This window comes from Streptomyces sp. R11 (assembly GCF_041051905.1).
Classification (GTDB): domain Bacteria; phylum Actinomycetota; class Actinomycetes; order Streptomycetales; family Streptomycetaceae; genus Streptomyces.
In genome coordinates this window covers 8,822,905-8,835,093 of the sequence record NZ_CP163432.1, presented here as the reverse complement: position 1 = coordinate 8,835,093, position 12,189 = coordinate 8,822,905, and the positions used below count along the sequence as shown (strand labels likewise).

The following is a 12,189-nucleotide window of genomic DNA, read 5'->3' as shown; positions in this document are numbered from 1 at the left end:
AGGAACATGGGACAGAACCTTCAAATCGCGGAACGGCTCAGGCCGGTTGATCTGGCGCGCGGGCACGGTCTGTCCACGCAGGCGGTCCGGAACTACGAGGAGGCCGGCATCCTTCCGGCCGCCGACCGCACACCCCACGGCTACCGCACCTACACCTCGCTGCACGCGGGGGCCCTGCGCGCGTTTCTTGCCCTGTTGCCCGGCCACGGCCACCAGACGGCGGCGTCGATCATGCGGGCCGTAAATCAGGGCGGGGACGACGAGGCGTTCCGACTCATCGACGAGAGCCACGCCCAACTCCTCGACGACCGGCGGACCCTCCAGGCAGTGGAAAGCGCCCTGCGCGACCTGGCGCCCACTACGGCGGCCGAGCCGGGTGGGGGGTCCGAGCCAGTCACGGTCTCCGGGCCCGGCGGCACGTTCATCGGGCCGCTGGCAGAGGAACTCGGCATCCGGCCCGCGACGCTGCGCAAGTGGGAGCGCGCCGGGCTGGTGACCCCTCGCCGTGACCCACGGACCGGGTACCGCCGCTACGTCGAGGCCGACGTGCGGGACGCCCGGTTGGCCCATCAACTCAGGAGGGGCGGCTACCTGCTGGAGCAGATCGCCCCGCTGATCGACCAGGTACGGAGGGCCGGCGGTCTGGAACCCCTGGAGGCCGCACTGTGCGACTGGCGCAGCCGGCTGTCCGCCCGCGGGCGGGCGATGCTGACCGGGGCCGCGGAGCTGGAGGCGTACCTCCGTAAGCGCGGATGAAAGTTCGGACGCGCTGGCGCGGGCGGTCGACCTGGGACTGGTTGAGCGGGTGGAACTCGACCCGGGTGCCGCGGCCTTCGCGGTTGAGGCGGGCCAGCAGGTAGCGGGAGACATTGTGACGGCGCACCGCCCGGTATGCGGTCTCGATGCGTGCCAGGTTCGCCCTCGATGGGCTTCGCCTGCCGTCCAGCCATGCCTTGAGGGTGCGGTCGGTGACGGTGAGGCCGGCCTCGCGGGCTGCGGTGCGGGCGTGGTCGGTGCGGGTGAGGTAGTGCAGGCGGGCGAGCCAGGCCGGGCCACAGCGGCGGGTCCAGACGCGGCCGGGTTCGCATGTGCGCGGCGCGCGTCGAACCGGTAGACCTCACCGTCGAGCTTGACGAGCCGGTCCGCGAGGTGGAGCGAGCCGCCGCGCTCACGAAAGGCGTCAGCGCTGGGCGATCGCCGCTTCAGCCGCTGCCTTGATCCGGGTGCCGAAGGCGTCGGCATCCTTGCGGGCGGCGGCGAGCGCCAGGCCTACGAGGAGCTTGCCGACGCCGTGGCCCTCCAGAACGTTGTAAATACGGACCCGAGTCCTGCCCCCGGCCAGTGACTCCAGGTCGTAGCCGCCTTCGCGGGCCGTGACGGTGTTCTTCGACACCTCGGCCCACCGGATGCGCACCGGGGCTTGGAGGTCGGTGATGCGGAATTCCCTGGCCGTCTTCATGCCGGCGTCCTTGACCGTGCTGCGGAAGACCGTTCCGACGGCGGTCGGGGTGTCCGGAACCCGCTCGATCCCGAGCACTCGGGGACTGAATTGCGGATCGTTGCGCCCGTCGGCGAGGTAGTCGAACACAGCCTCGACAGGTCGATCGACCTCGACCGTCGCTTCAAATTGTCCTGACATCAGCGCTCCTCGTATCGGCACCGTGACCCTATGGGACCACCGAGCATCTCGCGAGGCGAGGAGCGCGGCAACGAGGGCGGCCAAATTGAGCAGTGCGGCAGCGTCCGCCACCGAGCCCGACGGGGTCCGGCCGCCCGCGGGTCCCGACGGTGCCGGTTCATGTGCCGGCGGGAGCGGGCGGATAGGTGAATATGGTGGGCATGGACGCTTTCACCGGCAGGCTCAACCCCGACATGTACGTCGTCACGGCCACGGCGGGCGCGGAGCGGGCGGGCTGCCTCGTGGGGTTCGCCTCGCAGTGCTCCATCCGGCCGCTGCGGTTCGTGGTGTGGCTGTCGAAGGTGAACCGCACGTATGAGGTGGCCTGCGCGGCCGACTTCCTCGCCGTACATCTGCTGACCCGGGAGCAGCAGGAGCTCGCTGCCCTGTTCGGTGGCGAGACCGGTCACCAGGTGGACAAGTTCGCGCGTACTGATTGGGCCCCTGGGCACAGTGGGGCCGCCGTACTGCAGGACTCGTGCGCGTGGTTCGTCGGGAGCATCGAGCAGAAGATCGACGCCGGCGACCACGTCGGCTTCGTCCTGGATCCCGTGCAGTGCAGCGAGGGCGGGAACACTGACGGCCCGGCGCTACTGAGGCTCTCCGATGCCCTCTCCATTGAGCCCGGGCATCCGGTGGACTGAGTGGGCTGAGTGGACTGAACGGTCCTGCTGAATACCTGCGTCCCGGACGCGGGCTCCCTGATGCCGGTGACCAGCCGGCCCACTGTCCGTTCGTGCACAGGCCGTTGGCGAGCGCTCGCTCCTCACCGGACAGTGCTCCAGTCTCGCGATCGTCGGCGCGTACATGCTCGCCGGCTCCTTGGCCGGCCGGGACCACACCGCGGGCTTCGCCGCCTACGAACGCAACACCCGTGCGTTCGTGACCTCGAACCAGGAGTTGGTCGGCGAGGGGGATGCCGCACTTTCCCGACCACCACTCACGCTTTGGAGCAGCGCAACGACATGCTGCGCAACCTCAGCGCGATGCCCCCCCGCGGAGGGACGACCGGCCCATTCGGCCCTCATCCTGCCCGAGTTCACGCCCGTGACATGAGCCCGGGCACGCGGGCCCCGTGACGGGCGTCGTCGGCGGCGAGGGGAGGGGGCTCGGCAGTTCGCTCCGCACTTTCCCGTGGCGGCTGCGGCGCGATGAACTCCCCTTCCTCATACGCCAGTTGCACTCGTGACACGCAATGACTCGGTGCGGGTCCCTGACATCTGTCAGGGACCGTCGGGGCCGACGGCCCTCTAGGTTGCTGTGCGCACCACCTCTGCCAGTCCGGAACAGCCCGGTCTCGCAGAGGACCCCTTCGCACGCGCTCCCGTCGGTCGCCACGACCGGCATCCGCCCGTCCTCACACCCGCCGTTCGACACCTACAGGAGCAACGGAACCCATGCGTCCCCTGCGATCCCTTCTCGGCGCGGTCGGCACCATGACCCTGGTGCTGGCCTCAGTCTTCGCCACCGGCTCGGCCCAGGCTGCGTCCTCGGCCGCGTCCGCCGTCTCCCCGACGATCTCGCCGGCCGCCCCCTCGCAGCTGGTGCCCGCCGGCGATCACATCACCTGCGACACGGGCAACTTCTGCGCCGGCGTCTGGGACCCCACGGTCAACCAGTGGCGGGTCTTCTTCCTGTACGCCTGCAGCCGTTACTACCTGTCGAACTGGCACGGCACGGGCGAGGTCATGAACAGCCAGACCGACAACGCCCAGGCGACGATCTACGGGCAGAACGGCAACGTGATCCAGACCTTCCCGGTCAGCACCGACGCACCGGACGTGGACTGGGAGCCGGTCTGGTCGATCCGCAACTGCTGACCAGCGCCTGGGCGCGCTCACCGGGGAGCGTCGCGCCTGTCCTCTCTCCTCCGTACTCAGCGCGCGCCCCAGGGCGTGGATCCTGCCCACGTGGTTGATGCAGCTCAACGCCGGTGCAAAGGAGCTTGCCCACCGCAACAGGTGTCGAACTGACTCCGGAGCGGGAACGAGGCGGCCCGGACGTCAGGGGCCGCCGGATTCCGGCTCGCGCAGGGTGATCGCCCCGGAAGGGCACACCCCAGCGGCCGTCTTTGCGGCCGCGCGATGGGCGGAGGGTGGCTCGGCGTGCAGCAGGAGCACGCGGCCGTCGTCCGGATCCTGGTCGAAGACATCGGGGGCGGTCAGGGCGCACATCCCGGCGCCGATGCAGCGCTCTCGGTCGACGTTCAGGTGCGTCGTTCTCATGAGTCCTCCTTGTCCCAGGTGACGGGGAGGCTCTTCACTCCGTAGATGTCGGCGGTCTCCGGGCGCAGGCCGACTTCTTCAGCCGGTACGGCCAGACGCAGCGTGGGGAACCGGTCGATCAGCGCGCGGAAGGCGACCCGCATCTCGACGCGGGCCAGTTGCTGGCCCAGGCATTGGTGGATGCCGTGGCTGAAGGCCAGGTGCCCGGCCGTGTCCGGCCGTTGGAGGTCGAGCGTGTGGGGGTCGGCGAAGCGTTCGGGGTCGCGGTTGGCGGTGTTGTAGGACAGGACGACGGTCGTGCCGGCCTTGATGGTTCGGCCGCCCAGCTCGACGTCCTCGATGGCCGTCCTCATGAACGTCTTGGCGACGCTCAGGTACCGCAGCAGTTCCTCCACGGCCCTGTCGGTGAGCGCGGGGTCGGCGCGCAGCGCGGCCAGTTGCGCCGGATTCTGAAGGAGCGCGAAGGTGCCGAGGGACAGCATGTTCGCCGTGGTGTCGAATCCGGCGGCCAGCAGGATCAGGCTGATCCCCTTCAGCTCCTCGTCGGTGAGGTCGCTGTCGGTGAGCTCGCTGAGCACGTCGTCGGTGGGGTTCGCGCGCTTGGCGGCCACCAGTTGGGCGAGGTACTCCTGGGTTGCGGTGTAGGCCGCTATCAGTTCCTCGTCGCTCGTCTCCCCTCCCATGAATGTGTCGATCTGCTCCTGGAATGAGCCCCGGTCCTGGTACGGCACGCCCAGCAGCTCGCAGATGACGATGGTCGGGATGGGCTTGGCGAACGCGCTCACCAGGTCGGTCGGAGGCCCGGCCTTCTCCATGGCGTCCAGGCAGTCGGCGGTGATCTGCTCGATGCGCTCGGTGAGGAGCCGCATCCGCCTTACCGTGAACTTGCCCACCAGCGGCTTGCGATAGCGCCCGTGCTGCGGCTCGTCCATCAGGAGGAACTCGCCGGGCGGCGCCGGAGGAACCTCGAAGTCACCCACATTCAGGAGCTCCTTGCGCGAGCTGAACCGCGAGTCGGCCAGGACCGACCTGACCAGGTCGTAGCCGGTGATCAGCCAGCCGGGTTTTCCGCCATCGTGGGTGAAGCGGCTGATGGGGCCGTGCCGACGGGCATCGAGCAGCTCTGCCGGCGGGTCGAAGGGGCAGCCGGACTGACGCTTCGTCGGCAGCGTCGTGACGGTGTGGACGGACTCGCTCATGGCCATTCCTCATCTCGCGATACCACGTGCTTTGCGATGCCCGAAAGCTACGTTGCATTCACAATCAAGTCAATCCACTTGAGTCCTTAACACCAGGTCAAACGCGGCGAATTGAAGCAATGACTCTGCCGCCGAACGCAACGGCTCGTTGCAATGAATGACGGCGAAGGCAATAGCCGAAGTGCGCGACCCGGGACTGGGCCGACCGGCGGCCGACGAGCGACACGACACGCCGCCCCTGACGCCAATCACCACCATCGCATCCGGTTTGTCATATTTTCTGATTGTTCTCCGCCTCCCCGACAGGAACACCGAGGCCTGCCCTGCCATGCCCGACGGACAGCCCAACCGGATGCACCCAGCGCACGACTTCCTCACGCACACCCTGCGGATCTGCGCCGCCTGCGCCGCGACCGCAGTCGTGGCGTCGCTCGCGGCCTGCTCCACCGCCGGCACGCCCCACGCGCACGAGGCGCAATCGCCCCACACGCGGGCCGGCGCGCCCGCCCCCGGGCTCGCGGCGCCGCCGCGAGAGAACCTGCCTGCCACCCTCGCGCGGGCACTCCGGCCCGTCCTGCCGGACGGCGACGCGCGGTTGGCAGTGGCGGTGCTCGACCTGGACAGCGCCTATCAGCGGATCACTTCGTACGGCGAGGACACGACCTTCGTCACGGCGAGCATCAGCAAGGTGAACATCCTCGCGACTCTGCTGCTCCAGGCACAGGATGAGGGCCGCGAGCTGACGTACTCGGAGCGCATGTACGCCGAGGAGATGATCCGGACGAGCGACAACGCAGCGGCGGACGCCCTGTGGCGGGTGATCGGCAAGGCCGAAGGACTCGATGAAGCGAACGAGCGGCTGGGGCTCTCCTCGACACAGGCCGGCCCCGGCAGCTGGGGCCTCACCCGGACCACCGCAACGGACCAGGTCAAGCTGTTGCGGGCGGTCTTCGCCGAGGGCCGGTCGGCTCCGCCCGCTCCCAGAGGGCTGACCCAGGAGTCCCGCGCCGCCATCGGGAACCTGATGGGCGGCGTCACGGACGACCAGGACTGGGGAGTGTCCGCCGCCCGCTCCCCCGGCTCCCGATGGGCCCTCAAGAACGGCTGGCTACAGCGCAACACGACCGACCTCTGGGTCATCAACAGTGTCGGCCAGGTCAGGGTCCACGGTCACCGGTATCTCGTCTCGGTCCTCAGCGACGGCAACCCGACGATGGAAAGCGGGATCTCACTCGTCGAACGGGCGGCGAGAGCGGCGATCGGCGCGGCCACCTCACACGCACGGCCCTGGCCGGAGTGAGGGTTCTCGGTTGTCCCGCTCGCGCTCACGGCAGCCCGCATGCGCCCGGGGTTCAGCACCGCGCTCGTCGCCGCATGCGTCGTAAGAGGTATCGCTGCACCGGCGGGCTCATCCCGACGGCGGAAGACGTCGCGACCGGTGACTGACGTGTGCGGGGCGGGTGTTGAGCAGGATCGGTCGTGGCGGGGCGAGGGTCGTCCTCTGCTCCGCCGCTGCGGTTCCACGACCCCGAAAGCCGGCCCGTTCTGGTGCCCTGTTCCGCCATGTGCTCTCGTTCCTCCGACGTCCCTGCCGCACCGACGCCGACGACGCGGCGTGGCTCCGCCCGCCACCACACGCTCCGGGCGGGCACGGCGTACGTCAGCCTGAGCGCACGGGCAGACGTCCGCCGCTCCTGGACTCCGCTCGGAGCAGTCCGGAGTCACCCGCCCGGCGGCCCCTCCGCTGGCTGGGCGAGCGGCTGGAGGCGGGGGACGTTGCGGCCGGGAAGTCGGCCAAGGAGATGTGGCGGAGGATGTCGATGACCTGTCTGCGTCGCATCATGTTCGCCGTCGACGGCCTCGAGGACGTCGTCGCACTCGCCGAAGGGCTCGGCTGACGGTCGAGTCCGTCACGCGTCCTGCTGGTCTCGACCGGACAGCAGGTCCTGGCGGCGCAGGAGCAGCATGTCGGCGACGAGGCAGGTGACCTCGCCCTCGGCGTCCCGGCCGATCCACACCGGATAGGAGCCGTCTCCCATACCGCTCGGGTAGCCGATGAGGTTGCCCCCGGACTCCGGGTCGTCGAGGGCAAAGATGCCGTCGGCGCTGTCGTGGTCCGGGACGGTGTCCTCCCCGCCGGTGAGCCTGCCGGCCGCCGCGGCGTCGACGAAGCAGCCGGTGCCGGTGTCCACGCCGAAACCGTAGAACTCGCCCTCCCGCAGCGTCCGCACATCCTCGCCGGGCCGCAGCGCCAACTCCCATGCAGCCGTGGGTTCCTCGGAGACGACGATGCGCGCTCCGATGAAATCCTCCATGTGCAGCGACTTGCCCCAGTGCTCGACCGGGTAGGCCGCGGTCGCGATCTGCATGCGGTAGCTGCCGGGCCGTACGGCCACAGTGAACGGCTCTTCGGGATCCGTCCAGCCGGGATCGCAGGCGACGACCCGGCCTGTCGGCAGCCGTAGCAAACCGGCATCGATGATGCGCTCGACGACGTACGGGCCGGTCGCATGGGTGTCCGGCGGTGAGAAACGGGTGCCGGCTACGAACATCTCGTCGAGGTGGCGGGGACGCAGAGGGCGGGGCGGGCACCACCCGGGGACCGTGGCTCGGCCGTCCCTCTTCCGGTCCTGCGCCGTGCCGTCTCGCAGAGGAGTTCCCTCCGGTACGTCCCGCAGGTCGACGTCGTCTGCGAGTCCGCCGGTAACCAGGGCCACCGCCCATGCCCAGTCGGCGAAGGCCGAAGGCGACACCCAGCGCTCCTCGTCCGGAACATCGGCCAGGGTGTGCAGCGAACTGCCCAAGGCGCCCTTCGGTTGGGCGACCTTCCCGCCCGTGCCGTCCGGGTAGAGGTCGATGAGGACGCGCCCCGCGTCGTCCGCGAACTCCTTCATCGCCTCGGTGGCGTAGCTCCACTGCGCGATGTGGCGGCAGAAGAGCCGGCCGGGTTCCAGGCGGCGCAGGTCGAACTCGCGGAAACGACGGCCCTGCTCGTCGTACGCCCACACGCCGACATAGTCGTGCGCCCAGGCGACGTTCAGCACGGCGATCGGCTGGGGGCGTCCTCGCTCGCGCAGCACCACGGCGTACTGCTCGCCCGCGGCGTCCCGACTCGCGGCGAGCTTCCGGCTGATGGGACCGAGGACCGTACGGGAGGCGGAGTCCCAGCCCTCCCCGTACGTCACGTCAATGATCACGTTGATCTCAGCGTCGGAGAGGGCGGACTCGTCACTTCACATGCCGTCCCGCGGGAGCCGCCGGCCCGTCACGCGGGTTCGGCCTCCTACGCGGCCAGCGTCTTGGCCTCTCGCGTGGGGCCCTCACGGTCGGCGCAGAACCTCTGCAGCAGTGCATCCGCCGCGGACAGGGCGTCCTCGGCGGTGCGGTCGCCGGTGATCACGCACAGCGTGTACGTGGCGTCTTCGAGAGCGCGGCTGGTGCGAACGGTGGGGAGCACGTCGTGTGCGATGCGCGCCTCGGCGAACCGGGCCAGCGCGGCACGCAGTTCCTTCTCAGCCGGAAGGAGCATGGCGATTCCTCTCTCAAAGCACAGCTCGCTCGGCGGCCGACGCCGCCGCGAGGAACAGGCTGCATACATGGCTCACGCCAGCGATCGACTCAGAGCAGCGCGAGCAGAACTCCAAGTGCCCCGCCTGGAAAGGTCTATGCCTGCGGACCGCCGTGATCCCTCGCGCGGGGGAACGGTTGGCCGGCCGGCCTCACCTGCCCGGTCCTGGGTCCGGCCGGACAGGTGATTCGATACCGGCGCGGGCCGCTTCCAGCTGGGCGGCGAACGCGATGCCGAGGAAGAGTGCGACGGCGGTGAGGTTGGCCCACAGCAGCAGGGCGATGAAGGCGGTGAGAGGGCCGTACACGGCGCCGAAGGCACCGCTCTCCTTGACGTACAGCGCGAGCAACCAGGTGGCCGCCACCCACAGCAACAGGTGCACGGCCGAGCCGAAGGCCAGCCACGTGTAGCCGGGCTGGACGCGCCGCGGCGACCAACGGAAGATCACGGCGGAGGCCACCCAGGCCAGCGCGAGCCCCAGCGGGATGTCGAGCACACTCCACCACTGCGGCACGCTGGCCGCCCAGCCGGCGGTGTCCGCCACCGCGTCGCCCACGGCCTCTCCGGCGACGAGCACCACGAACCCCAGTACCAGGGGCAGACCGGCGGCGATCGCGAGAACTATCCCCCGCGCGTATTTGCGCGGGAAGGGACGGTCGCGCTCGATCCCGTAGATACGGTTGGCGCCGCGCTCGATCTGGCCCATGGCCGAGGCGAGGTTCAGCAGTGCGAAGCCCAGACCGAGCCACAGGGCGAGCGTGCCCCAGACGTCGCCGTGCGCGGTGCGCCGCGTCCCCTCGAAGGCATCCTCCACGATCTCCGCACTGGCTCCCGGCACGATCCGGCCGAGCGTGAGCTCGACGACCCGGCCCACGTCCTCGGTGTGCACCGATGTCGCCAGGCCGACGAGCGCCACGGTGCAGGGAACCAGTCCGAGCACCACCTGGAAGGCCAGCGCTCGGGCGTTGGTGAACCCGTCCGCGTAACGGAACCGCACGAAGGAGTCGGCCAGCAGCCGCAGCCCTCCGTAGTGGCGCAGAGCGGCGAACGCCTCGTCTCCGGAGAGCTCCTCCCCGATCATGTCCCGGGTCTGCGGCACGTGGACGGCGGTACCCATGGCCTCGCCCCTCCTTGTCGTACGGCTGTTCCCTGACCGAATGCCCACCGAACCCGTTCGTGCGACCTCGGATTTCAGGTATGCCCTGAAGCCGGGTCCACGTCTCGAGCCCAGCATCCCTTGCCTCACGCGCATCGGCACCGTACGCTCACGGGCCATACCGACCGGGTGGTATGTCCGCCGACAGGTCACTGCGAGGACTGAGGAGTCGCCGAAGATGAGCCGAACCAACCACCAGGTGCGTCTGGCCGCGCGTCCCGTGGGCGAGCCGCGGTCCACCGACTGGAAGCACGTGGAGGAGCCGGTCGGACAACCGGGCGACGGGGAGTTCCTGGTGCAGGTGCTCTGTCTGTCGATCGATCCGGCGATGCGCGGCTGGATGAACGCGGGCAGGTCCTACATCCGCCCGGTGGAGATCGGTGAGGTCATGCGCGCGGGTGCGGTGGGACGCGTGATCGCCTCACAGCACTCCGGATTCGCGGTCGGTGACCATGTGTCGGGGTCGTTCGGCGTGCAGGAGTACTGCCTGTCGGACGGCCGGGATGTGATCAAGGTCGATCCGGCGGCGGCCCCCTTGGCGACGTACCTCGGCACCCTCGGCATGTCGGGGCTGACGGCCTACTTCGGCCTGATCGACATCGGGCGCCCCGAGCCGGGTCAGACGGTCGTCGTCTCCGGTGCGGCGGGAGCGGTCGGCAGCGTCGTCGGGCAGATCGCCAAGATCATGGGCTGCCGGGTCATCGGCATCGCCGGCGGTGAGGCCAAGTGCCGGCTGCTGGTCGACGAGTTCGGGTTCGACGCCGCGATCGACTACCAGAACGAGGACATCCGCAAGGCGCTGCGCACCCACGCCCCCGACGGTGTCGACGTGTACTTCGACAACGTCGGCGGCGACGTCCTGGACGCTGTACTGCTGCGGCTCGCACGCGGCGCCCGCGTCGTCGTCTGCGGCGCGATCTCCCAGTACAACAGCGTCAAGCCGCAAGGCCCCGCGAACTACCTGTCGCTGCTGGTCAACCGGGCCACCATGACGGGCATGGTGGTCTTCGACTACGCCGACCGATACGCCGAGGGAATCGCCCGGATGGCCACGTGGCGGAAGGAAGGCAGGCTGAAGTCACTCGAGGACGTGGTGTCCGGTGACGTGGCGGCGTTCCCCGACACCCTCATGCGCCTGTTCCGTGGTGAGAACCGGGGCAAGCTCGTGCTGAAGATCGCGGACTGACCCGGCAGGGGGAGGAGCGATCCGATGAAGGCACTTACCTACCACGGCCGTCACGACATCCGTTACACGGACGTCCCCGATCCGGCCGTCACGAGCCCCACCCACGCCGTCGTCCAGGTGACCACGGCCGGAATCTGCGGCAGTGACCTGCACATTTACCAGGGCAACCCGTTCAGTCCGGAACTGGGCTACACACCCGGACACGAGTGTGTCGGCGTGGTCGTCGACACCGGCGACCAGGTCACCCGCTTCAAGCCCGGTGACAGGGTCCTGGTTCCGGCCTCGGCCGGCTGCACCCGGTGCAAGGCCTGCGCGGCCGGGTTCACCGCCCGGTGCGAGTACGCCAAGTCCAGTACGGAGCTCTGCTACGGCGTGAGCCCCCAGCTCCCCGGCAGCCAGGCCGAGGCGCTCGCGGTGCCCCATGCCGACATCAACCTGGTGCACCTTCCCGAGGGCATCTCGGACGAGGCCGCCGTCGTCCTGACGGACAACGCTCCGACGGCCTGGTACGGCTGCCGTCGCGCCCGGATCCAGCCCGGCGAGACCGTGCTGGTCATCGGTCTGGGTCCGGTCGGCCTGATGGCCGCGCAGTCCGCCTTCGCGATGGGCGCCGCGCGTGTGCTCGGTGCGGACCTGGTCCCGGAGCGACGCGCGTTCGCCGCGTCCCTGGGCGTCGAACCGGTCGAGGGCGAGGACACGAAGACGTCCGTACGGGAGATGACCGGTGGACGTGGCCCGGACGCGGTGGTGGAGGCCGTGGGCTCGGACGCCACCATCGAGCTGGCCCTCAAGGCGGTCCGGCAGGCCGGCCGGGTCAGTGTCGTCGGAGTCAGCCACAGCAAGGCGTTCCCGTTCCACATGGGACTGGCGCAGATCAAGGAACTCGAGTTCGCCATCGGGCTGTGCTCGATCCACTACGAGCTTCCGACCCTGATCGCGCTGGCCCAGGCGCGCCGGATCAAGCCGGAGGTCGTGGTGTCGCACCGTTTCCCCCTCTCCCAGGGCCCTGCCGCGTACGAACTCTTCGCCGACCGCTCGGACGGGGTCCGCAAGATCCTTCTCGACCCCACCGGCTGACCCCGATCGGCTCACACCCCGGCTCGTGACGGATCGCGAGAATCGCAACGCCCGTACGGTGCAGGGTGTTTGGGTGTGGGTATCTCCATCTGATCCGGAA

Annotated in this window: 13 protein-coding genes and 2 pseudogenes; 8 read left to right on the top strand and 7 right to left on the bottom strand. The window is 69.5% G+C overall.

All coding sequences use genetic code 11. From position 1 onward, the window contains the following. Positions 1-6 precede the first annotated feature (6 nt). On the top strand, positions 7-756 hold the full coding sequence (locus AB5J55_RS40825) for a TioE family transcriptional regulator (protein ID WP_369275476.1): 750 nt from the start codon (positions 7-9) through the stop codon (positions 754-756). Between the two features lie 7 nt (positions 757-763). Here the strand turns inward: AB5J55_RS40825 and AB5J55_RS40820 are convergent. Continuing rightward, positions 764-1,042 (bottom strand): annotated as a pseudogene (locus tag AB5J55_RS40820) (transcriptional regulator); the annotation flags it as partial. A gap of 138 nt (positions 1,043-1,180) precedes the next feature. Continuing rightward, on the bottom strand, positions 1,181-1,639 hold the full coding sequence (locus AB5J55_RS40815; RefSeq protein WP_369275475.1) for an SRPBCC family protein: 459 nt from the start codon (positions 1,637-1,639) through the stop codon (positions 1,181-1,183). A 191-nt stretch (positions 1,640-1,830) separates the two neighbouring features. On the opposite strand from AB5J55_RS40815, the gene AB5J55_RS40810 reads away from it, so the two are divergent. From AB5J55_RS40810 to AB5J55_RS40800, 3 genes and pseudogenes are all read left to right on the top strand, one after another. Next, positions 1,831-2,322: a flavin reductase family protein gene (locus AB5J55_RS40810; RefSeq protein ID WP_369275474.1), complete on the top strand. Its 492-nt coding sequence runs from the start codon at positions 1,831-1,833 to the stop codon at positions 2,320-2,322. Between the two features lie 115 nt (positions 2,323-2,437). Further along, positions 2,438-2,734: pseudogene (locus AB5J55_RS40805) on the top strand (FAD-dependent oxidoreductase); the annotation flags it as partial. Between the two features lie 341 nt (positions 2,735-3,075). Beyond that, positions 3,076-3,498 carry a hypothetical protein gene (locus AB5J55_RS40800; RefSeq protein ID WP_369275473.1) on the top strand — a complete coding sequence of 141 codons (423 nt, stop codon included), beginning with the start codon at positions 3,076-3,078 and terminating at the stop codon, positions 3,496-3,498. Positions 3,499-3,681: 183 nt separating this feature from the next. Here AB5J55_RS40800 and AB5J55_RS40795 read toward each other — a convergent pair whose 3' ends face one another. Further along, positions 3,682-3,903 (bottom strand): ferredoxin, encoded by a 222-nt coding sequence (locus AB5J55_RS40795; protein ID WP_369275472.1) that lies wholly within the window; start codon positions 3,901-3,903, stop codon positions 3,682-3,684. After that, positions 3,900-5,102, bottom strand: coding sequence for a cytochrome P450 (locus AB5J55_RS40790; protein WP_369275471.1), 1,203 nt, complete (start codon positions 5,100-5,102; stop codon positions 3,900-3,902). The genes AB5J55_RS40795 and AB5J55_RS40790 overlap by 4 nt, the downstream gene beginning before the upstream one ends. A gap of 328 nt (positions 5,103-5,430) precedes the next feature. Between AB5J55_RS40790 and AB5J55_RS40785 the strand changes: the two genes are divergently transcribed. Both AB5J55_RS40785 and AB5J55_RS40780 read left to right on the top strand, forming a co-directional pair. Continuing rightward, positions 5,431-6,402: a serine hydrolase gene (locus AB5J55_RS40785; protein ID WP_369275470.1), complete on the top strand. Its 972-nt coding sequence runs from the start codon at positions 5,431-5,433 to the stop codon at positions 6,400-6,402. Between the two features lie 265 nt (positions 6,403-6,667). After that, on the top strand, positions 6,668-7,000 hold the full coding sequence (locus AB5J55_RS40780) for a hypothetical protein (protein WP_369275469.1): 333 nt from the start codon (positions 6,668-6,670) through the stop codon (positions 6,998-7,000). A 12-nt stretch (positions 7,001-7,012) separates the two neighbouring features. On the opposite strand, the gene AB5J55_RS40775 is transcribed toward AB5J55_RS40780, so the two are convergent. The 3 genes from AB5J55_RS40775 to AB5J55_RS40765 all read right to left on the bottom strand — a co-directional run bounded on the left by AB5J55_RS40775 (position 7,013) and on the right by AB5J55_RS40765 (position 9,787). Beyond that, positions 7,013-8,299, bottom strand: a complete 1,287-nt coding sequence (locus AB5J55_RS40775; protein WP_369275468.1) for a DUF4241 domain-containing protein — start codon at positions 8,297-8,299, stop codon at positions 7,013-7,015. 86 nt (positions 8,300-8,385) lie between these two features. Further along, a complete protein-coding gene (locus tag AB5J55_RS40770) occupies positions 8,386-8,631 on the bottom strand; it encodes a DUF5133 domain-containing protein (RefSeq protein ID WP_369275467.1) in 246 nt (81 codons plus the stop codon). A 190-nt stretch (positions 8,632-8,821) separates the two neighbouring features. After that, positions 8,822-9,787, bottom strand: a complete 966-nt coding sequence (locus AB5J55_RS40765) for a YihY/virulence factor BrkB family protein (protein WP_369275466.1) — start codon at positions 9,785-9,787, stop codon at positions 8,822-8,824. A gap of 217 nt (positions 9,788-10,004) precedes the next feature. Between AB5J55_RS40765 and AB5J55_RS40760 the strand changes: the two genes are divergently transcribed. After that, positions 10,005-11,012 (top strand): NADP-dependent oxidoreductase, encoded by a 1,008-nt coding sequence (locus AB5J55_RS40760; protein WP_369275465.1) that lies wholly within the window; start codon positions 10,005-10,007, stop codon positions 11,010-11,012. A gap of 24 nt (positions 11,013-11,036) precedes the next feature. Next, positions 11,037-12,089: an alcohol dehydrogenase catalytic domain-containing protein gene (locus AB5J55_RS40755; RefSeq protein ID WP_369275464.1), complete on the top strand. Its 1,053-nt coding sequence runs from the start codon at positions 11,037-11,039 to the stop codon at positions 12,087-12,089. Positions 12,090-12,189: the final 100 nt, after the last annotated feature.